Origin of the sequence: Candidatus Hydrogenedens sp. (assembly GCA_035378955.1) — a bacterium.
GTDB lineage: Bacteria > Hydrogenedentota > Hydrogenedentia > Hydrogenedentales > Hydrogenedentaceae > Hydrogenedens.
Window position 1 is genome coordinate 14,643 of the sequence record DAOSUS010000013.1, and the last position, 22,468, is coordinate 37,110.

At 39.7% G+C, this 22,468-nt stretch carries 15 protein-coding genes and 1 pseudogene; 1 reads left to right on the forward strand and 15 read right to left on the reverse strand.

Going from position 1 to position 22,468, the window contains the following annotated elements; genetic code table 11:
• Nucleotides 1-131: 131 nt before the first annotated feature.
• From PLA12_04525 to glgP, 9 genes and pseudogenes are all read right to left on the reverse strand, one after another.
• On the reverse strand, nt 132-2,144 hold the full coding sequence (locus tag PLA12_04525; protein ID HOQ31764.1) for an alpha-galactosidase: 2,013 nt from the start codon (nt 2,142-2,144) through the stop codon (nt 132-134).
• Between the two features lie 49 nt (nt 2,145-2,193).
• Nucleotides 2,194-3,081: a sugar phosphate isomerase/epimerase family protein gene (locus tag PLA12_04530; GenBank protein ID HOQ31765.1), complete on the reverse strand. Its 888-nt coding sequence runs from the start codon at nt 3,079-3,081 to the stop codon at nt 2,194-2,196.
• Nucleotides 3,078-3,542, reverse strand: coding sequence for a methyltransferase domain-containing protein (locus PLA12_04535; GenBank protein ID HOQ31766.1), 465 nt, complete (start codon nt 3,540-3,542; stop codon nt 3,078-3,080). Before PLA12_04535 ends, PLA12_04530 begins: the two co-directional genes overlap by 4 nt.
• A gap of 207 nt (nt 3,543-3,749) precedes the next feature.
• A pseudogene (ald, locus tag PLA12_04540) lies at nt 3,750-4,862 on the reverse strand (alanine dehydrogenase).
• 120 nt (nt 4,863-4,982) lie between these two features.
• Entirely contained in the window at nt 4,983-5,402 is a 420-nt protein-coding gene (locus tag PLA12_04545) for a hypothetical protein (protein HOQ31767.1), read from the reverse strand.
• Between the two features lie 28 nt (nt 5,403-5,430).
• Nucleotides 5,431-6,894 (reverse strand): sigma-54 dependent transcriptional regulator, encoded by a 1,464-nt coding sequence (locus PLA12_04550; protein HOQ31768.1) that lies wholly within the window; start codon nt 6,892-6,894, stop codon nt 5,431-5,433.
• A 45-nt stretch (nt 6,895-6,939) separates the two neighbouring features.
• Nucleotides 6,940-8,538, reverse strand: coding sequence for an ATP-binding protein (locus PLA12_04555; protein HOQ31769.1), 1,599 nt, complete (start codon nt 8,536-8,538; stop codon nt 6,940-6,942).
• Nucleotides 8,535-9,620: a type IV pilus twitching motility protein PilT gene (locus PLA12_04560; protein HOQ31770.1), complete on the reverse strand. Its 1,086-nt coding sequence runs from the start codon at nt 9,618-9,620 to the stop codon at nt 8,535-8,537. Before PLA12_04560 ends, PLA12_04555 begins: the two co-directional genes overlap by 4 nt.
• A 27-nt stretch (nt 9,621-9,647) precedes the next feature.
• Nucleotides 9,648-12,206 (reverse strand): alpha-glucan family phosphorylase, encoded by a 2,559-nt coding sequence (glgP, locus tag PLA12_04565; GenBank protein ID HOQ31771.1) that lies wholly within the window; start codon nt 12,204-12,206, stop codon nt 9,648-9,650.
• A 147-nt stretch (nt 12,207-12,353) separates the two neighbouring features.
• Between glgP and PLA12_04570 the strand changes: the two genes are divergently transcribed.
• Entirely contained in the window at nt 12,354-13,853 is a 1,500-nt protein-coding gene (locus tag PLA12_04570) for a hypothetical protein (GenBank protein ID HOQ31772.1), read from the forward strand.
• A 93-nt stretch (nt 13,854-13,946) separates the two neighbouring features.
• On the opposite strand, the gene gltA is transcribed toward PLA12_04570, so the two are convergent.
• From gltA to PLA12_04600, 6 genes are all read right to left on the reverse strand, one after another.
• Nucleotides 13,947-15,422, reverse strand: coding sequence for an NADPH-dependent glutamate synthase (gltA, locus tag PLA12_04575; protein ID HOQ31773.1), 1,476 nt, complete (start codon nt 15,420-15,422; stop codon nt 13,947-13,949).
• 6 nt (nt 15,423-15,428) lie between these two features.
• On the reverse strand, nt 15,429-17,960 hold the full coding sequence (locus PLA12_04580; GenBank protein ID HOQ31774.1) for a sulfide/dihydroorotate dehydrogenase-like FAD/NAD-binding protein: 2,532 nt from the start codon (nt 17,958-17,960) through the stop codon (nt 15,429-15,431).
• 30 nt (nt 17,961-17,990) lie between these two features.
• Entirely contained in the window at nt 17,991-19,913 is a 1,923-nt protein-coding gene (locus tag PLA12_04585; protein ID HOQ31775.1) for an NADH-quinone oxidoreductase subunit NuoF, read from the reverse strand.
• Nucleotides 19,910-20,413 (reverse strand): NADH-quinone oxidoreductase subunit NuoE, encoded by a 504-nt coding sequence (gene nuoE / locus PLA12_04590; GenBank protein HOQ31776.1) that lies wholly within the window; start codon nt 20,411-20,413, stop codon nt 19,910-19,912. The genes PLA12_04585 and nuoE overlap by 4 nt, the downstream gene beginning before the upstream one ends.
• Before the next feature lie 198 nt (nt 20,414-20,611).
• Nucleotides 20,612-21,283 (reverse strand): rhomboid family intramembrane serine protease, encoded by a 672-nt coding sequence (locus tag PLA12_04595; GenBank protein HOQ31777.1) that lies wholly within the window; start codon nt 21,281-21,283, stop codon nt 20,612-20,614.
• Nucleotides 21,284-21,312: 29 nt separating this feature from the next.
• On the reverse strand, nt 21,313-22,446 hold the full coding sequence (locus PLA12_04600; protein HOQ31778.1) for a sugar phosphate nucleotidyltransferase: 1,134 nt from the start codon (nt 22,444-22,446) through the stop codon (nt 21,313-21,315).
• Nucleotides 22,447-22,468 lie beyond the last annotated feature (22 nt).

The following is a 22,468-nucleotide window of genomic DNA, read 5'->3' on the forward strand; positions in this document are numbered from 1 at the left end:
ATACTTTCGTCCATTCCAAAACATTTTTTTAAGGGGCAGAAGTCCTTTTACTACCTGAAATCCTTAATTTTCTAATTAGGAAAGATTAATTAGTTGAGCCTTTATTCTATCTATTGTAATAACACTCTATATTACTGTTCTTTTATCTTTTCATATATAACGAAAAGGGCGGAGGGTTTTTCTGGGAGTGTTAGGGGAACACCATAATCCATTAATTCTTTTCCTGTAAGTTCTAAGGTTTTTGCTTCTTTATGAAGTTGGGTAATACGATATTTCGCTTTTAATTCCAAACCGTGTAGGGGTAACCGCATACTTTCTGTGTCGGATTCTTCACGGCGGAACGCCTGTATCATACCCGTGCCTTTGCTTGGTAAATTAAACTGCCATGCTATCCAGGCATTTTTTTCAAGTGAGTAGGGGGTTAGTGGATAATAATCACCGTAATAATTTTCAGCATAAAGTTTTCGTTGTTCTATCATATTCATTAGCCTTTGCCAATCAATATCATCCTGTCTCTGGTCGAAACAGGCTGTAAAACTGGGGCATAGCACACTCATGACTTCATAATCGGATGTTTTAGAGGTGCCTGTGCCAAAAAATGGGAACCACTCAGATAATGCCCAGGTATGACATTGATTTCCGATGGGTTCCATAATGTAATCACTTCGTAGTAAAGGAACAGCCCGTCGTAAAGTTTCTAAATCATTGCGTCTGCCGCCACTGGAACAGGAATCTATCAACATATTGGGATGACGACGCAATAATTCATCCCAGTATGCAAAATAACCTTCTACATGTCGTATCTCTGTAATTCCCTGTCTGTCCGGGGCATCATTTTTTCGCCAGAAGTCCAATGGGTCCATATTAAAATCCTGGCGGTATAAATCAATTCCTTCTTTTGTAAGAATATTGTCTATATGGTTTGTTAACCATTCTCTAGATTGAGTGTTTCCAAGGTTCAACAATCCCCCCTCTTTCCCTCCTAAAATCCATTCTGGATGGGTTTCCGCAAGCCAAGTTCCTGAATGCACACGCTCCGGCTCAAACCATACAAGTATTTTGACCCCTTTATTATGTGCAAAATCGGAAATAGGCTTGAAACCACCGGGAAACCGCGTCTCATCTACAACCCATGTTCCTGTTTTGGGCCATTGACCATCGCAAGGATACCAACCTGCATCCATCCACCAATAATCGAGGGAAAAACCTCGTTGTAAATATTTTTCAATAAACATTAATTGTGTGTCGGTATTTGCATTAACCATTTCTCCGTATTGATGAGAACTACAAGCGAAAAGCATGGGCACCTTGGGAGGTTTTCCATAAGGATGGGGTAAATTATGGGCAATCATCCATTGCCTCCATAAATTCTGTCCGCGTTGTTTATCTCCTAAATAAAATAAAAGCACCACCATAGGTCCACGGACTTCTTCTCCGGGATATAAAGTAAAATGGGTAAGTTCCTGTCCTCCTTGAATAGATAAAGCACCTTCCTTATCTCGATAAAACCGACAGGACCATTGACCTGCCCAACTGATAGCAAAAATAAGTCCAGCATTTTCCCTTTGAAAATTGAAATAGGGGAATGTTGTCTGTGTTGGGCGTCCCCCTGTATTGGCAAGTTTAATTTCGAAGTCCCTATTCATCGGTTCAATTATAGGTTCATAACTATCTGGAGTGCAGTTATCCCCTTTGTTTCGATAAAGCACGGTGCGTTGGTTTTTAAACTCAGGAAATAGAGTATCTATTGTTTTTAAGTTTTGTAATATGGGAGTATTTTTATCCCCACCATTCTTGTAATACGCAGTCCATTCAATTACAGGGAAATGCAGATATTGAATGGCCTTATATTGAACAATCAAACCTGTTTGAGTATGTGTCAACTTCAAAGTGCAGGTTATTTTATCAATAGATTTCTCTTTTGTAATTTCCCGTGTCCATTCATCTGGAATCTGGCTTGTGGGTGTATCGCCAATAAGTAAGGAACCGGGAAAAAAGTCTGCAGGACGGGACACTTGTTCGCCGAACCATCGTTCAAAAGATGTGCTGGCTGAAGATAACTCTTCCGGTAAAGAGGTTGTTTGTGCATATAAAACACAACTTATACTAAGCAGAAAAAAAATCATTGCACATGTTTGTTTCATAAAACAATCCTTTTAATAAGCATGGATAAAATTACATGTAATTTTAAGTTTAGTTATCAAATTGAATATCGTTGGTGATTTCGATAAGGAATTCTACATCCTGTTTTAGAATTTGTCTTTTTTGAGTAATGTCCTCAAAATGTCCCAGGGATTCATCTTCAATACATAGCACACCATCATAATTGGTTTTTTTAAGTTCTGTTAATATTGTCTCTATATTTATGTCCCCTTTGAATATAGGACAAACATAGGTATCATATTCCCAGCCAGTTTCACGGTAAATTTCTTGTGCCGTTTTGGGGTAAGCAATGTTTTTGATATGGGTGTGTTTTGCGTATGGAGCAAGTAATTTTAATATTGCTTCTGTTTCAGATAAGGGGTAGCCACGCCAATAGAAATTACCGAAATCTAATGTTAATCCCAATCGGGGGTCATCAATTGTATGCACCACAGATAAAAGGAAAATGGGATTATTTCCTTCTTTTCCATGATTTTCAATAGCAAATTTTATAGGGGTATCCTCTATTTCAGCAAACAATTCTGAAAAAATATTAGAGAACAATTCAATTTTCTTCCCGAAGGTATATAAATGCTCTTGTTGAAGGAGCGAATCAATACGGATAATCGGAGTTCCTAATGTGCAGGCAATGTTTACTGCATTTTTTAACCAATCTATAGATTGGTTTTCTGTATGCATACTTATATCAAAATCTGTGAGTAATGCTGACACGATGATATTTTGTTCTTGCAATTCTTTTTTTAATGAAAGCAATTCCTCTTCCGATTTTAATGAAATCTTATGGTTTGAATTTAAAGAATAAGATTGAAAATCATTATTTAGATGTAATTCAAACTGATTAAGATTAAGGGAATTAAGTCCTTCTGTAATGCATGGAAAAGATTCCAACAGAATTTCATCACGAATAGCAATTTTCATCCGCTATTTCCTCCCGTTGCTTTTGATGCTACTGTTAAAAATCTTTTGATAAGAAAAATTCTATGTTCTTCTTGAGATAAAGGTCCTATATGATACCTGTTGATATGAACAAAACCATCCTCACTCAAAGGGAAAGAGTCTGTGGAATCTGTTTCGATAGGTGATAGGACACGGATAAGGAATGAGGAATTATTTAAAAGACTTGCTAATGAAGAAGGAGTAAAAAAGTGAAATCTGGTTTTACCTTCTTCAAGGGTTTCGTCCCATGTCCCTTGAAGCAATTTTAGTACATGTCGGTAATATTGCACATTAGGTTCTGCAGTTATAAGGATACCATCATTTTTTAACACACGATGGAGTTCATTAATCGTTTGTGCCAGACTAAAACAGTCTGAAAGGATGTTTTCTCCGATAATAAGCGTGAATGAATTATCCTCAAAAGGAAGTCCTTCTTTCCCCAATGTTGTATAGTGCAGTGAGTCGAATTTGTCTTTATAATGGACATTCTGAATATCGTCGGTCAGTATTCCTTGAAGAGAAGTCTCCTTTTTCTGTTTTACCTATGTAATAAAATTCTCGTCAAAAAAATTAATTGTTAAGACTTTGGAAAAGATATTGGGAAATTGATTAACAATTTCGTCTTTCAAGACATTTTTTATCATTGCGTTTTAGGGTCTTTCCGGGATTTCTTCCCAGTTCATTTTAAATGCTTCCGCAACTGCTTTATAAGTAATTTTACCTTTATATAAGTTTACACCTTTGCGTAGTGCTTTGTCATGTGCAATCGCTTTGTCAATACCTAAATCTGCAATCATCAAACCATACCCTAATGTAACATTGGTTAATGCGTAAGTAGAAGTTCTGGGAACAGCACCGGGCATGTTGGTTACACAGTAATGTATTACATCGTTGACGCGATAGGTAGGGTTATCATGAGTAGTAGGCTTTGAGGTTTCAATACATCCTCCCTGGTCAATGGCAATATCCACTATAGCAGAGTTAGGTTTCATATTCTTTATCATATCTTTTGTAACCAATCATGGTGCTTTTGCACCCGGAACTAAAACAGACCCAATCAATAAATCCGCCTGAGATACTTCTTCCGCAATATTAGCACGATTTGACATTAAAGTTGTTAAGCGTCCCTGCATGATGTCTTGCATATACCTTAATCGTGCCGGGTTAATATCAATAACTGTTACATGAGCGCCCATCCCTACGGCAATAGTGCATGCATTTGAACCTGCTACGCCTGCACCCAGTATAACAACCTTTGCAGGTTTTACCCCGGAAACACCTCCTAATAAAACTCCTATACCTCCCTGAGTGGCTTCTAAACAGCGGGCACCGATTTGGACAGATAAACGACCTGCAACTTCACTCATAGGTGTTAGCAATGGGAGGGAACCATCATCCAATTGAATAGTTTCGTATGCCACACCAATTATCTTTTGTTTCAGCAATCCACGCGTTAATGCTTCGTTTGATGCTAAATGAAGATAGGTATACAAAATTTGTCCTGGACGGCATAGTTTTATTTCATTTTCCAGAGGTTCTTTTACTTTGATTATCATGTCTGCCTGTTCCCAGATTTGTTTCGCAGATGAAATAATTTTTGCTCCTGCATTACGATAATTGTCATCAGATATGCCACTACCTACTCCTGCTCCTTTTTCAACAAGAACAGTATGTCCATGTGCTACAAAGGCAGAAACACCTGAAGGAACGATACCTACTCTTTTTTCACCTGGTTTAATTTCTTTGGGTACTCCAATAATCATAATACTACTCCTTTAATTTTTTGTTTAATAAAAAATTAGAAACATTATATTATACATTTATTTGTTATTCATATTATTGGTTTTTATCATGAAATTCAAGTTTAAAGATATATTTTTTATCTAATTTATGATTAAAAAAGGAGTAATATCACGGATTTCCTTTCGATTCAAATCTTGTTCGTGAAGTGGAAAAGGGCAAATAATTAAGTCTATATATCCTCGTAAGCCTAACCAGATAGATTTCCGTTTGTAGTGAAAAGGTAAGGAGGGGTGAAGAAATACAAATCGTGAAAGAAAAGTTTCAGAACTCCCATTCCATTCCTTCTGAATTTTTTTGTAGTCTTCTATGTCCTGATATTTCCAGAGGATATAATCTTCAAAATAATATTCAAATACATTGCCTAACAATGAGTTACGCGAAAAAGCAAGTTTCCGATACATCCCTTGCATATTTCCCAAACTCCATGGGACAAACTGTTCTGAATGTATCAGTTTTGTTTTTACAATTAAATCGTATAGGTCTATAGTTATATTTTGCATTTATTTTTTGGACAGGTTTAATTGGTTGTTATTCTGATATATTATTATCCTCTTCTTTATCAAGGGTTTCATCAGTATCGGTAGATAATCCATATTTTTGAAGTCGGTAACGGAAAGAACGGGGGGTTAAACCGAGGATTTTGGCAGATTTTTTTTGAGAATATTTTGTATATGCTAAAGCCTGTTCTATCAATCCTCGTTCTATCTTTTCTATAAATTTTTCCAAATCGATTCCTTCAGGAGGTAACTTAATCTGTTCGATATTGTTTATTCCTACTTGTTGTATTGATTTATTCACGAGGATTTGTTTTAGCGAATCAGGAATAAGTTTTAAATCAATTTCCGTTTCATAACATAAAGCGAGAATTCGTTCGATGAAATTAGAGAGTTCTCGAATGTTTCCAGGCCAGGAATAATTTAGAAAAAGTTCAACAACATTGGGGGTAACTTTGGGTGTTGGCAAACCCATCCTTGAGGAATGCATTTTAAGAAAATGATTTATCAATAGAGGGATATCCTCTTTTCGTTCTCGTAGCGGAGGAACAGTAATCGGAATGACATTGAGGCGGAAAAACAGGTCATTTCGGAATAGACCTTTATTTACCATTTCTTCCAAATTCTTATTGGTGGCAGAAATTATGCGTATATCTACTTTTATTTCCTTTGTTCCACCTACGGGTGTCACGAGATTATTATCTAAAACACGCAAAAGTCGAGCCTGCAAACTTACAGGCATTTCACCGATTTCGTCGAGGAAAACTGTCCCACCATTAGCAACAACTAATAACCCTTCTTTATCCTCTATGGCTCCTGTGAAGGCACCGCGTTTATACCCAAATAATTCACTTTCTAATAATGTCTCGGGTATCGAGGCGCAGTTTATTGCAATAAAAGGTTTATCCGCACGGGGGCTTAGACGGTGTATTCCTCGTGCTATTAATTCTTTACCAACCCCGCTTTCACCATAAATAATAACAGTGCTTGGTAGTTGTGCTACACGATATATTGTTTCTCGAATTTTTTTTATGGCAGAACTGGTTCCGATAATTTCTTCAAAGGGTTGCAATAAAGCCCGTTCTGTTCGTAATGCTTTATTTTCGCGGAGTAAATGATATTGTTCGATAGCCTTCTGAACACGCAAACAAACTTCTTCATTACTTTTAAAGGGTTTCTGGATATAATCCGTTGCTCCTGCTTGCATGGCTTCTATGGCGTTTTCAACGCTACCGTATGCCGTAACCATAATAGTTGGTAACTCTGGAATATTTTCTCTTATCCATTTTAAAATTTTCATTCCAGCAAGGGAGTCATTATTCATTACCAAATCTGTAATAACAGCATCGAATGTTTGTTCTTTTAATATTCTTATGGATTCTTCTACGCTTTCAGCCGTTTGACAAAGAAAGCCACCTCTCTCGAGAATAATAGCGATAACCTCACGCATACTCTCTTCATCGTCTATTATCAGAACACGGAATTTATTTGTTGCCATCCCGCCTATCCTTTGTTGTTGATGTATTGGGAAATAATTTGTTAATTATGTATTTTCTATATATCGGGGTAATCGGACAATCATTGTAGTTCCTTTTTTTAAGTTGGATGCCACATGAATGGTGCCATCATGGGCAGATATAATTCGAAGACTTATCGTTAGACCCATACCAATCCCATGTTTTTTCTCCGTATAAAAAGGATTAAAAATTCGTGAGATTTTTTCCGGTGAAATTCCTGTGCCTTCATCTTTGAAATGTATCTCTATAGGTCCTTTATCTTTCTCCCCTGTTAAAAGGATAGTCAATTTTCCTCCTTCGGGCATTGCTTCAATAGCGTTCTGTGCTAAATTTTGAAATACCAGAATTATTTGTTCATCGTCTCCCTTGATTTTGCAATCTTTTGTCTGAGGCTCAATAATTAATTCTACTTTATGTCCTTTATCCTTAGGGATACTATTCTGAAATTGTTCTACAAATCGAGTTAATAATTCGCTCAGATTTATGATTTCTTTATTTTGAGAGGGTTCGCGAGCAAAATTTAGGAAAGATGTAATAATATAGTTTAATCGGTCGCATTCCCGTATAGCAATGGAAGACAAGCGATTGAGTATATCTATGTTGTCTATATTTTTGGGAATTTCTGCGACAGCACCGCGTATAGAAGCCACCGGGTTTCGGATTTCATGGGCTAAACCCGCTAACTGTTCTCCAATAGCCACAAGTCGGTCATGTCGTCGTAAGTCCTGACGAATCTGGTCTAATTCACTTAGGTCCGAACAGGAAGCGATAAGAGCAATTATGCGTCCTTTGGAGTCTAACAATCGGTTTGTAGTTAATCCTATCAATTTTTGTTTTTTACTTGGGGTATATATATAGAATTCATAACTGGTAAAGTCCCGATTTAATCGCAATGCGGTTGTAATGGGACACTCAAACTCAGAGATAGTTTTAATCAACCCTTCTACATGTTTACCTATAATATCTTCTTCATCTACTTCGAAAATCCGACAACCCGCACGGTTCAAACTTCGAACAATCCCATTGGCATCGGTAATAAGGAAGCCACTATTCATATTGTTTAATATATCTTGTTGAAACTGTTTCAGGATGGAGACTCGTTGATTCCAGTAACCACTGATAAAACCTGTAAAAATGAAGGACATTGACTGGATTAGAAAAGAATACCAATATTGGAGAGATGCCAAACTTAAATTCCCTTCCAATGCAAATTGCAAACCCATGAATACCGTTGAAAATAAAGCAAAGAGAAATCCCTGGTAAATTCCTAATAGGAAACCGGCTTCCATAATAACGATGACAAGTAGGAAAGTAAAGGAACTGGCATATCCTTCTGTAATGCTAATGGTGGCACAGACGATACCAAAATCAACAAACATCTGAGCCCATAACAGAAAATTAAGTCGTTGTGACCCTTTATACAGTTCATACAAGTGCCAGATGCTTAATATTAAAGCAACGACATAAATGGGGAGGAAGAAATAGAAGAAAGAAGGGTTCAGGTAAAGATAAAATCCTGCGGTAACAAGAAATAAAACAAAAATCCTACCAATACCGACAATCCATAACCAGCGAACAGGTCCTTCATAAGTTGTTTTTGTGAGAGAAAAAATACGGGTTTTCACCCCGCTGAACCTCCTCGTTCGATAAGATTTAATAATCCTTCTGGATTGGGACTGCGTTTGAAGGCCAGATCTTTTGTAATCAGTCCTCTTCGATATAAACGATATAAGGATTGGTTCATTGTCATCATCCCTTCCCCTTTCCCAATTTCAATCATGGAAGGAATTTGTTCTAATTTTTGAGCCCGAATGAGGGAACGAATAGCGGGATTGGGTACCATTACTTCTGTAGCAAGCACACGGCCCTGCCCGTCAGCACGAGGAATGAGTTGTTGCACAATAACCCCTTCAAGCACGAAGGAAAGTTGGGTTCTCACCTGTTCTTGCTGTTCCTGGGGGAATACATCAACGATACGGTTAATTGTCTGAACGGCGTCGTTTGTGTGCAATGTAGCAAAAGTAAGGTGTCCTGTTTCTGCAACGGTTAACGCTGCCTGAATAGTCTCGGTGTCACGCATTTCACCAATCAAAATTACATCGGGGTCCTGTCGGAGCACGCGTTTTAAAGCACTGGCAAAGGTCTTTGTATCCACATTAACTTCACGCTGATTAATGATAGACCTTCGGTGTGAATGTAGATATTCGATAGGGTCTTCAATAGTTATGATATGCACATCGCGTTCCACATTAATTTTATCAATAAGTGCCGCCAGAGTGGTTGATTTACCGCTGCCTGTGGGACCACATACAAGGATTAGTCCATAAGGACGGTAGGCAAAATCTGCTACAACGCGTGGTATGCCTAATTGTTCAAAGGACATGATTTCATAAGGAATAGCACGGAATGCGGCGACAACAGACCCACGGTCGCGATAGACATTCAGACGGAAACGACTGAGTTTTTCTACTCCAAAGGACATATCTAATTCTTTTTCTTTTTCAAATTCTGCTATCTGGTCTTCATTCATTACGGAGTAAATAAGTTCTTGTGTCATTTCCGGGGAGAGACGAGGGTAGCCCGGCATATATTCCAGCCTACCATGCACGCGAATTACAGGTGGAACACCCACAACAATATGCAAATCGCTTGCCCCTGCTTTTATCATTTTTTCTAAAAGTTCGCGAATATCAAATGCAAGTCTCATAATTTCTCCTTTTTTATGTTGAAATTGTTATGCCCATGTAACAAGCCCTACTTCAAATTTATTTGCAAGATTGGGACAATATGGGAAAACACGGACAGAATAGCCTGATAATCCTGTTTCTTGGCAAGAAATGGTTCCTTTGAAACGAAATACTCGGTCTTCGATCTTCTTTTCAAAATCCATATTAACTGCAGTACCTTCTTTAATAGAGCCATCATGGTTTAGATGACCAACATACGCTTCTACACGCACATCTTTTTCAGAAAGATTGTCGAGATATACATCTGCTTCAATAGGAATTTCTGTTCCTACCGGGATATCGCCATGTAGTTTAGTCTCAACATGAACAAACCGAATATTATTCCATGCAGACCGAACTTTGTTTTTCCATGCGGCTAACTCAATGGCATATTTGCGGTTATCTTTGCGGAAAATGATACGCCGTTCGGAGAACGGAATATAGGCTTTTTCTGCATATTCTTGAACCATTCTATAAGTATTAAAGATTGGACAAATTGTGCGAATGGCTTCTTTCATTCGCAATATCCATTCGCGAGGTAATCCATCCGATCCGCGGTTGTAAAACATAGGAATAATTTCCTGTTCCAGTATTTCATATAGAGCAGAACTTTCTACCCGATCCTGTTCTTCCGTAGATTCGTAAGTTTCACCTTTACCAATAGTCCAGCCGTTATGTCCTAATTCGTTTGCCTCACACCACCAGCCATCAGGAATACTGATATTCAAGGCGCCATTTGCAGCCGCTTTCATTCCACTGGTGCCACTGGCTTCCATAGGTCTGCGGGGTGTGTTGAGCCAACAATCTACACCCTGAACCATATATCGAGCTACATTTATGTCATAATCTTCGAGAAACACGATGTGATTTCGCACTTCAGGATCCATAGCGAAATGAACAATTTGACGAATAAGTTCTTTCCCTTGAATATCCTGGGGGTGGGCTTTACCCGCAATAATTATCTGCACGGGTTTATCTTTATTAAGTAAAATCTTTTTTAGTCGTGCAGGGTCACGGAATAAGAGGGTCACTCGCTTATAGGTAGCAAATCTTCTCGCAAATCCGATAGTTAAACATTCCGGGTCTAAACATTCACTTGCGAAGTTAATTCCAGAAGGAGGAGCCCCACGATTAATTAACTGTTTTTTTAGTCTACGACGCGCAAAATCTACCAACCGTTCTCTACGGCGTTCATGAGTTCGCCATAGTTCCGTTTCAGGTATCTCTTTAACTTGTTCCCATATAGAATGGTCTTCGGGACTATTCAGCCAACCGGGTCCTAAATAACGGTCATAAAGGTCTGCGAGGTCACGAGAAATCCAGGAGCGAATATGAACGCCGTTTGTTATAGAAGTAATAGGAATTTCATGCTGTGGAAGATCTTTCCACACACGGGACCACATTTCACGGGATACAATTCCATGCAACTTACTAACTCCATTTGCACCAGCACACAATTTTAAGGCGAGAACCGTCATGCAGAAAGGTTCACGAGAATCATTGGGGTCTTGCCTGCCTAATGCAAGAAATTCATTTAAACTTATCCCAACATCTTGACAATACTTGCCAAAATATCGCTCAATTAAGCCGGGGTCAAACATATCATTTCCAGCAGGAACGGGGGTATGTGTGGTGAAATAACTCCCCGCCTTGACAGTTTCAACTGCCTGAGCAAAGGTCAGTTTCTCATTCAATACCAATTCTTTAATTCGTTGAAGTACCATGAAAGATGCATGTCCTTCATTCAAATGGAAAATAGTCGGACGTAGTTTTAATGCATGGGCTGCAATAACACCTCCCATGCCTAACATAATTTCCTGTTTGATACGCGTTTCACGGTCACCACCATATAACTGCCCTGTAATAGCACGGTCTGCAGGAGAATTTTCCTCATGGTCTGTATCTAAAAGATATAAAGGAACACGGCCTACCTGACATTTCCATATATATGCCTTGACCATGCGTCCCGGATACTCCACCTCTATAACCATGGATTCCCCTTTTTCATCCTTTACTTTCTGTATAGGCATATTGTAAAAATCATTGGGCGGATAAAGTTCTTGTTGCCAGCCATCTGGATTGAGATACTGATGAAAATATCCCTCACGGTAGAGCATACCTAATCCAACCAGAGGCATGCCCAAATCACTTGCTGCTTTTAGGTGGTCTCCTGCAAGAACACCTAAACCACCCGAATAAATATTTACACTTTCATGAACACCAAATTCCGCGGACATATAAAGAATGCACATATCTTTAGGGGCATCGGGGTTACGCTCGAAGTAAGTATTGGTATTCATATAATCTTGCAATTTTGAATAGACCCGTTCCATGTGAGATAGAAAACTATCGTTCTTTGCCAATTCATCTAATTTTTTCTGACTTATTTTTCCCAATAACATTTTTGGATTTTGTCCACATTCTACCCATAAATCACGGTCCATGCGGAAGAATAAGTCAATCGCTTCCGGGTTCCAGCACCACCAGAGGTTATTTGCAATTTCAAGAAGTTTTTTTATTCGTTCCGGTAAATTAGGAATGACATTAAACTGAAAAATATTATGCATTATTTATAACTCCATTATGGGCTATAATTTTTATAAAAATTATAATTTACAGTTTTAATTTTGACTTATATTGTGGTAATCTATTTTACATGAAGTGAAAATATAATATCACAATTAAAAACCTAAAGTATATAAGGAGGATTTGTTATGAATTCTAAACACACACACTCATCTACTTGCAGTTGCTGCGGTATTTCCCGCAGATGTTTTCTTGCTTCAACTGCTGCCGCAGGTTTGACGATACCTTTAATCACATCCGCACAAATGGAATTCCCAACAGAAAGTGAATTGAAACAACCTATAAATTTAGGAGATTTCCGTCCTAAACCTGCTGTTCGTATTGTCGGTGTGGTTGTTCGCGAGAAACCTCCATATTGGTTAGGCTGGCCCGGGACCTCGTATGATGTAGAAGGAATGAGAAAGCAATTTGAACAGGCTTTTATCAATTCAGCCAACAAAGTCGGCGTTCAGTTTGAAATGCTACCTGACCCTATTGAAGATGATACTGCATTGGAGAAATTTATTAATCAAATGTCAACGGAGAAACCGGAGGCCATTCTTGTTCATGTTCAGCATTTAAATGAATGGGGTAGGGTAGATAAAATCCGTAGTGCTAAGGTTCCAATGATTGTTTGGGCTCCATTGGGCACTGTATTTACGACACAGGTTCATGAATTTGCCCGTAGGGAGGGAGTATGCTTGTTATCTACATTAGATACAAGTTGCCTTGAACAAGCTATGCGTATGGTGCGTGCTAAGAAACAATTTGAGATGTCCCGCATACTGGTGGTGCATGGAAAAGAACGAAAAGATGAAGTGATTGAGCGTTATGGGACAAAGATTCGGCATGTACCTCGAGATATGATGGAGAAAATGTTTGAGCGTGTTCCGATAACAGAAGAAGTAAAAGAAGTTGCAGAAAGTATGAAAAAGAAAGCCCAGAAAGTTGTAGAACCTACGGATGAAGATATGATAAATGCGGCTCGAAGTTATGTCGCGGCGAAACATTTGTTGCGTATGGAAGATGCGAATGCGATAACAACCGATTGCTTAGGGATGGTTACCATGAAAACGGTGCCGACACCTCCGTGTTTAGGTGCTTGTATCTTTCAGGATGAGGGTGTAACTTATGGCTGTGAGGCAGATGTCTATGGTGCTATGTCATTAATGTTAACCAGTTATCTTTTCGATAAGCCCGGTTTTATGAATGACCCTGTTCCCGAAACAATCAAGAATGAACTCATTACAGCCCATTGTGTCTGTGGAACAAAACTAAATGGATTTGATAAACCTTCCGAACCATTTATCATCCGTTCCCATTCCGAGTCGGCTTTAGGTGTGTCCTTACAAGTATTGTGGAAGATAGGGCAAGCAGCGACATTGGTTCGATTGCAAAATCCCAATGAACTTATTTTAGACAATGGAACTGTAACCGCAAACATTGATACACCCCCCGCCGGTGGTTGTAGAACGCATTTTTCCTTGAAAATGGATTACATTGAAGAAGCCAAAGATACATTAGGTTTCCATCAGGTTGTATTTTATGGCAATCATCGCAGAGATGTGAAAAACTTCTGTCAGATGTATGGTATAAAAGTTATTCACTCTCCGTCACAAGCCAATCCTATGATACCGATGGAAGCATAAATAAATTTGTAGCACCTCTCCTTAAATTGTTCGGGTCTGTCGGAAGTATCTGGCAGGCCCGACTTATTTGATGCGTCCAATCTATCTGACTATCTATTGTGATTTTTTAAGAGGTTCGCCAGAGAGATAACGATGAATGGATACGGCAGCAGTTTTTGCCTGTCCCATAGCGCTGATTACAGTTGCGGCGCCAGAAACTATATCGCCCCCTGCGAAAATGCCAGGAACGGAGGTTTCCATTGTTTCTGGGTCTACGACAATAGTGCCGTGTTTGGTAGTTTGTAATTCAGGCATAGATTTAGGGATGAGAGGATTGGGTTGATTGCCAATAGCAATGATGACCGTGTCTACTTCCATAATAAACTCAGACCCTTTAATAGGGACAGGTCTGCGTCTGCCAGAAGCATCCGGTTCACCCAATTCCATTCGGATACATTCCATTCCGACAACACGATGGCGTTCATCGCCAAGGATACGGACAGGATTATTTAAAAGGAGCATTTTTACCCCTTCTTCTTCGGCATGATGAATTTCTTCAGCACGGGCGGGCATTTGTTCACGGGCACGACGATAGACGATACTTACATCTCCGCCCAGACGCAAAGCAGTGCGTGCTGAGTCCATAGCCACATTGCCACCACCAATCACAGCAACTTTATTCCGTTTGATAGGAGGTGTATCGTATTTCGGGAAGAGGTAAGCTTTCATAAGATTAGAACGGGTAAGATATTCGTTTGCAGAATAGACACCTACCAAATTTTCACCAGGAATACCCATAAAAGAAGGGAGACCTGCTCCTGTTCCGATAAATACCGCATGATAACCTTCTTCATCAAACAATTCGCGGATTGTGCAGTTCCGTCCAATGACGAAATCCATTACAAATTCGACACCCAATCGTTTGAGATATTCCACTTCCGCACGGACGATTTCTTTAGGAAGACGAAATTCGGGTATACCATACATAAGCACGCCACCGGGTTCGTGTAAGGCTTCAAAAACAGTAACCTCATACCCTAATTTAATAAGGTCGCCGGCTACAGTAAGTCCTGCGGGACCTGCACCGATTACGGCTACGCGTTTACCCGTTTTGGGTGGAATTTCAGGCAGTTGCACCTGTCCACTGGCTCGTTCGAAATCTGCACAAAACCGTTCTAACCTACCGATGGCTACCGGCTCACCTTTGACACCTAATATACATTTGCTTTCGCATTGTTCTTCCTGCGGGCATACGCGTCCACAAACTGCAGGAAGGGCATTTTGGAGTTTGATACGCTGAGCCGCTTCAATGAATTTGCCCTCTTTGATGAGATGGATGAAACCCGGAATATCAATATGAACAGGACAACCCTCGACACAGCCGGGTTTTTTACATTCGAGACATCGGGATGCTTCTAGCATAGCCAATTCCGGGGTATAACCAAACGGTACTTCTTCAAAATTGTAGCGACGGTCTTCCGGTGCTTGTTCCGGTATGGGTTGGCGTGGAACTTTTTCCTTCTTTTTAGGTTTTGCTTCCTGCGAAGGGTTGTTTTGTGTCTTTATTTCAGAATTTTCGGATTGTGTCATGGTCTATTAACCTCTTTCCATACAAGAACAATGATGGTGATGATGTTCTCCCTGAACGGTTGTAGAAGGCATGGTGAAACTTATGGCTTGAATTTCTTCGGCACTGTAGGCTTCTCTTCGGTCGCGAACCTCATCCCAATCAACCTGGTGTGCATCAAAGAAAGGACCATCAACACATGCAAATTTTGTTTCACCGCCGATACTAATTCGACAGGCACCACACATGCCGGTACCATCTAACATAATGGGGTTTAAGGCACAAACTGCTTTGATACCTGTATTGCGGGTCTCTTCCGCAGTTATCATCATCATAAAAGGACATCCTACAGCGACAATTAGATCTATCTTCTCGCCGGCTTGAAGTAATCGTTTTAATGCATCAATGGCATGTCCCTTTTCGCCTAAGGATGCGTCTATGGTAGTTTGAATAAATTGGTCGCTGACTGCGGAAAGTTCCTTTTCGTAGTATGCAAGATAATGGCTTCGTGCTTCAGAGATTACTATAACTTTATTTCCTTGTTCGCGTAATGAACGCGATAAACGAACCACAGCACCAATACCGTAACATCCCCCTAATATGGCAACGGTTCCATAATGCTGAACTTCAAATGCAGTGCCTAAAGGTCCCACAACATGGGCAAGACATTTACCTTTGGATACAGAAATCATTTTTCGGCTGGACAATCCCTTTTCCTGGATGACTAATGTTATAGTCCCTTTTTCCTCATCCCAATCGCTCAATGTATAAGGAATGCGTTCTGAGTTTTCATCAACCATAACAATAACGAATTGCCCGGGTAGCGCCTTTTTTGCTATAGCAGGAGCATAGATAATAAATTCATAAGTATTGGGAACTAATTCCCTACGGGATAAAACCATAAATGGTTGAAGTTTCTCGGGTAATTTAATTTCTTCTTCTACCAAAGTATCTTCTTTATGGTCTTTGCCATCTTCAAAATTTCTTATGGCTACTAAACCGGTTACATAGTCCTCTATCTTATGTCCTTTGAACCATTTGCGGCGTTCCGTTAAGTTTTGAGACGCTGGTGGTGCAGTTTGTCGGTCAAGGTTTAGTTTGGCTGTATCTAAACCTAACTCACGAGATATTTCCTCGACGGAGGTATATTCCTTCCATGTCTCTGATGAAAGGTTTTTTGCTATTTGTTGGATAATATTCCATTCGGGGATGGCTTCCCCCGGTGGATTACATGCTTTTATTAAAGGTCGCAACTGATTGTTCCTATCCAGAACTGTCCCTGAAACTTCAGCAAAGACAGCCGTTGGATATACCACATCCGCTGATTTTGTCCATTCCGAAGGGAAGATGTCCAAAGAGATAACTACATCGAATTTATTTCGGAATTCCTGTGGGATGAATAAGCCTGTGGTAATAACCGCTTTAACTTCGTCGGGAATGTTTGTAAGTTTTGAAAAACCTTTTTTGTCCGGTACAATCTCAAAGTAATACGGAGATTGCATTATTTCCTGTGTAAATTTTTTAAATATATGTCTATCTTCCAATGTGCTAGATGTATCACAAACAAAGGCAAATGATTTGCCTGTATAATTTTTCAATAATTCGACACATCGCTGTATGGTTTCTTCAGATGTTACAGGTCGCAATACTTTATTAATGCGTATTTGTGGAGTACGAAGACGATTGGGGCTATTCAAAAATTCAGGAATTGCGAAATGTCCTAAAACACATATAGGCAGATGGTCATAAACTCCTTTTGCCATTACAGATTTGTTATTCACCGCATATACCGCTAAAGCACAGGCTTCATCACAATAGATGCAGGTAGTTTCGGTCTTCATATCCGGTCGTCCAAACCACTTTGCATATCGGTCTGATAAAGTGCCTGTAGGACATACATCTATACATGACCCACAAAAAGTACAACCTGCTTCATGTAGGTTTCTTCCAAATGCCTGTCCAATATGGGTTTGACTACTGCGATGAACAAAATCAATAACAGACCTACCTTGATGTAATTTACAAACGCGGACACATCGTCCGCAGAGGATACATAGATTTAGGTCTCGGTCAATAAAAGGCTCAGAACGCTCTATAGGTTTATAATGATATTTAGGAGCGACCATAATTTCTGCCAGACCCAAATCTGCAGATAATTCACGCACTTCACATACTTCTTTGTTGTTGCAGGTATGACAACCTGTTGTGGCTCCTACTTTTTCCGATTTGGGACGGTATTTATCGCACAGTTCGCGTCGTTCGCATACAAGGCAGGCACTGGGATGTTCTAACATCATAAGTCCCAAAATATTTCTGCGTAATAGACGCAGTGCCTCTGTTTGTGTGCGGATAACCATCCCTTCGGCTATAGGTGTGGAACAGGATGTGGGATAACCGCGCATACCTTCCACTTCTACAATACATATACGGCAGGCACCAAAAGGTGGCAAAGCAGGATGTGTGCATAGATGTGGAATAGATATTCCATGTCGTAAAGCACATTCCAATATTGTTTCACCCGCTCGACCTTCAAGTGTTTTTCCATCAATAACTACATTCACAATCAAATCACCTCTTTAATATATAACACTTTAATCTGTTTTCTTCTTTCTTTCTTTAATAGGTTCATAACGAACTCGAGAACCGCTACGCCGATATACGGCTGAATACATAGCAGGGCATACCCGCAGACACTGACCGCAACGGATACATTTTTCCTGGTCAATCACATGGACTTCTTTCCTTTTGCCAGATATGACTTTTACCGGACATGCCTTGGCACACATCGTGCAACCGACGCAACGCTCCGGGTCTATGTGATATGAGATAAGAGGACTGCAAACAAAAGCACGACACTCTTTCGCTTTAATATGCTCTTCGTATTCATGTCTGAAATACCGCAGTGTGGATAATACGGGATTTGGGGCGGTTTGTCCTAATCCGCATAAGGACCCTTGTTTGATAGTTTGTGCAAGTGTTTCTAAACGAATAATATCCGTTAATTCTCCTTTACCTGCGCAAATCCGCTCAAGGATGCCTAACATAGCGCGTGTGCCGACGCGACAGGGGGTGCATTTGCCGCAAGACTCTGCCTGAGTAAATGAAAGAAAATAGCGAGCAATGTCTACCATACAATTGTCTTCATCTAAGACAATCATTCCGCCAGAACCCATGATACTACCCGCTTTTGTCAGGGATTCATAATCAACAGGCAGGTCTAACATTTCCGCCGGAATACATCCTCCTGAAGGTCCTCCGGTCTGGACTGCTTTTACTTCTTTATCATTTAAGATGCCTCCACCAACTTCAAATATTACCTTCCGCAGAGGAATGCCTAAGGGAATTTCGACCAATCCTGTCCGTTTAATTTTTCCTGCTAAAGCAAAGGTTTTTGTCCCTTTACTGTTTTCATTACCATACTGCACATACCAATCGGCACCTCGATGGAGAATCAAAGGCAAATTCGCTAAAGTTTCTACATTCTGTATAATGGTGGGCTTATCCCAGAGTCCGCTGATAGCCGGGAATGGAGGACGCGGACGGGGCATTCCACGATTTCCCTCGATGGACGCAATCAGAGCCGTTTCTTCGCCACATACGAAGGCACCCGCTCCTTTTTTTATAGTGATGTCGAAGGAGAAACCACTCCCTAATATGTTTTCTCCTAATAATCCGTGTTCATACAGTTGTTGGATGGCAATCTCTAATCGTCGTATTGCCAGAGGATATTCCGCACGACAATACACATATCCATAGCGAGCACCGATGGTATAACCTGCTATTAACATTCCCTCCAATACAGAATGGGGATCACCTTCCAGCACCGAACGGTTCATGAAAGCCCCGGGGTCTCCTTCATCCGCATTACAAATGAGATACTTCTCGTCGGCGGGTGTATTTCGTGCATACGACCATTTTTTCCATGTGAAGAAACCGGCTCCTCCACGGCCCCGCAAACCCGATTTTTTTACCTCTTCCAGCACTGCATCCGCACCTATATTTAACGCTTTTAGGAAACCACGATAGCCATTTTGGGCTAAATAATGGTAGAAATTTTCCGGGTCAATCAATCCACAATTGCGAAGTATATTACGCACCTGGTGTGCTAACATGGGATGTCTTGTAATCGGAGGTAATCCCCGAAATTCGTCGGTGCTCATTACCCCGATAAGTTTTTCTTCCCATACCCCTTCTTCTAAAAAAATCCGAGTTACAAACTCTTCAGCATTTTCAGGCTTTATAGGACCATAACATATAGGAATTCCATTCGGAGGTTGAACCATAATAATGGGTTCTAATACACAGGGACCCATACAGCCCACTTCAACAAACATTGCATATTTTTTATTCTGTATCAAAAGTTTTTTTATAATTTCTTCGGTTTCAAGGGCACCTGCGGCTCTACCACAGGTTGCAGCACCTACATAAACCACAGGAAGTGTGTTATTTTCTATTTTTCCCCATTCTTCCTGTGCCCGTTCATATAAAATTTCCATAGTATCATTTGCTATCATTGTTCAACACCTGTTTTAGTATCTTCTTTCTGTCGATATTCTTTAATTACTTCACGAACCTTTTCTTGTGTCATTTGAGCATAAACCTTGCCATTAACAGCCATTACAGGGGCTAATGCACAGCAACCGACACAAGCAACCCGTTCTAATGTAAACAAACCATCTGCTGTGGTATGTCCCGGTTCTATGTTTAATTCTTCACGCAGTGCCTCTAAAACAATAGAAGAAGCACGTACATGACACGCTGTCCCCTGACATATCTGGATAACATATTTACCCGGCGGTGTGAATTTGAACTGCGTATAAAACGATGCTACCCCATAGATTTCCGAGGCAGATACTCCTAAATATTCTGCCATTGCATCTACCGCAGGAGAAGAAACATAGCCATAATGTTCCTGCACCTCCTGAAGCAATGGGATAATGCTACTGCGTTTGGCGGGGTATTTTTGAAATAACTGTTGTAAACCAAAAACTAATTCATTATTTGATATATTCAACGATAAAAATCCTTCTCGTTGTAAGGCGAAAGGCATTAATGAATTGAACCAAAAACGGAACAACAAATTATACCATGATTATGTAAAAAAAGTAAAACTCGTAAACCCTATGTATACCATAGGTGATATATAGTTATTAAGATAAGAGAAAAAATACTGGGGTGACTGATAAAAGAATGAAGATTATTAAGATTTAGGTTATGTGTCTATTATATCGGGAGGGCTTTTGTGCGGAGGTTCTTGTCTGTAAAAGAAGGGTAATAGGAATATGCCCGTAAAAAATCCGCCAATATGTGCCCACCATGCGACCCCTGCAACATCTTCCGAACTTGCCATAACTACCAGTCCATTGAGAAGTTGTAATATAAACCAAAAGCCTCCGAATAACAGTGCGGGCATTTCTACAAAATAGGGGTAAATGATAATTGGAATAACACATAATATTCGGGCTCTGGGGTATAAAACCGTATAGACGCCGAGTATTCCAGAAATGGCACCGGAAGCACCTACGCAAGGGACTTCCGAACCCGATTGGGTTATAGCATGAATTGTTCCAGCAAATACTCCGCAAAGGATGTAGAAAAGTAAAAATCGGAGGTGTCCTAATCTATCTTCAATGTTGTCTCCAAAAATCCATAATGCCCACATATTAGAAACGAGATGCAATAATCCACCATGCAGGAATTGATGGGTAATAAGAGTAATCAAACGAATATGTGCAGGGACAATGCCAAAAAACTGAAATATCAATTCCACTTTCTTTTCGGGCAAATCAAAATATTGAAAGAATACGAGGGTGTTAAAGATAATTATTAGCACAACAACAAATGGAAATCCCCGTCGTGGATTGACATCTCGTAATGGAAACATAAATTATCCTATTTTTATATTTTGATTTGTTAATTTTTTCCCTTTTGATGACGATATTTTTCAACTTCTCCCAGAACCTCTTTTAAGTTTGGGGCTTCTTTTTTGTCCATTACCAATATAACATTATGGGCTACAGCTATAACAAGATTTTCTACTCCTGCAGATACAATAGTAATAGGAAGAGAATTGTCGTTATAAAGGATAGAGTTGACTGTTCGTAGTGAAACAGTATTTCCATGAGTTACATTTCCATTTTCATCTCTGGGCATAATTCGTTCCAATGAAGTCCATGAACCTAAATCATCCCAGTGAAAATTCCCTTTTACCATCACGATGTTTTTACTTTGTTCCATCAGGGCGTAGTCAATAGATATATTGGGCAAATCCTGAAAGATAGTATATAATTTATCCATATTATTATGCTTTATTTCCTCGGACATTTCTATAATGGCATCCCAATAAACGGGATTTGCCTTTTTTATTTCTTCCAGAAAGGTCTGTACTTTCCAGAAGAACATACCACTATTCCAGAAATAAGTACCTGCTTTGAGATACTCATTTGCGACTTGTTCGTTGGGCTTTTCATGAAATTTTTTTACAGAATATATAGGAATATCTTTATCATCACATAATATATTTCCTGCTTCAATGTATCCGAAACCTATTTCAGGTCGGGAGGGAGGAATGCCAATAACTCCCAGTGTATTCTTCTCGGCTACATAATCCATTATGCGGGAAACTGCTTTTACAAAAGCGTCCATAGGTTCTATCAACTGGTCTGCAGTAAGTACAGCTATTGTAATATCTTTTGCGAATTCCCCGTATTTGGCGAGAAGGTGAGCCGTGATATAAGACAAACAACCTGCTGTGTTTTTGCGATATGGTTCCGCGATAATTTGTTCTTCTGATAATAGATGTAATGGAATAAAAATAGATTTAAGTTCTTCGGAGGTTGCCAGCCAGATATTGTCTTGTGGAACTATAGGGAGAATTCGTTCTATAGCATCTTTTAGCAGAATATTATTATTATTCCCTAAGGGTAATAATTGCTTTGGGTGTTCTGATGTAGATAATGGCCAAAATCGTTCGCCAATTCCTCCTGCCATAATTACTGCCCATTTTTTATTTGTTGTAGGAGTATTGGATTGACTGCTTTTTTCCATAAGTTCAATTCCTTATTCCATA

Excerpts from the sequence above, each read along its gene's own strand:
- PLA12_04525 (HOQ31764.1), bottom strand. The coding sequence starts at position 2,144 with ATGAAACAAACATGTGCAATGATTTTTTTTCTGCTTAGTATAAGTTGT.
- PLA12_04530 (HOQ31765.1), bottom strand. The coding sequence starts at position 3,081 with ATGAAAATTGCTATTCGTGATGAAATTCTGTTGGAATCTTTTCCATGC.
- PLA12_04545 (HOQ31767.1), bottom strand. The coding sequence starts at position 5,402 with ATGCAAAATATAACTATAGACCTATACGATTTAATTGTAAAAACAAAA.
- PLA12_04550 (HOQ31768.1), bottom strand. The coding sequence starts at position 6,894 with ATGGCAACAAATAAATTCCGTGTTCTGATAATAGACGATGAAGAGAGT.
- PLA12_04560 (HOQ31770.1), bottom strand. The coding sequence starts at position 9,620 with ATGAGACTTGCATTTGATATTCGCGAACTTTTAGAAAAAATGATAAAA.
- glgP (HOQ31771.1), bottom strand. The coding sequence starts at position 12,206 with ATGCATAATATTTTTCAGTTTAATGTCATTCCTAATTTACCGGAACGA.
- PLA12_04570 (HOQ31772.1), top strand. The coding sequence starts at position 12,354 with ATGAATTCTAAACACACACACTCATCTACTTGCAGTTGCTGCGGTATT.
- gltA (HOQ31773.1), bottom strand. The coding sequence starts at position 15,422 with ATGACACAATCCGAAAATTCTGAAATAAAGACACAAAACAACCCTTCG.
- PLA12_04585 (HOQ31775.1), bottom strand. The coding sequence starts at position 19,913 with ATGATAGCAAATGATACTATGGAAATTTTATATGAACGGGCACAGGAA.
- PLA12_04595 (HOQ31777.1), bottom strand. The coding sequence starts at position 21,283 with ATGTTTCCATTACGAGATGTCAATCCACGACGGGGATTTCCATTTGTT.
- PLA12_04600 (HOQ31778.1), bottom strand. The coding sequence starts at position 22,446 with ATGGAAAAAAGCAGTCAATCCAATACTCCTACAACAAATAAAAAATGG.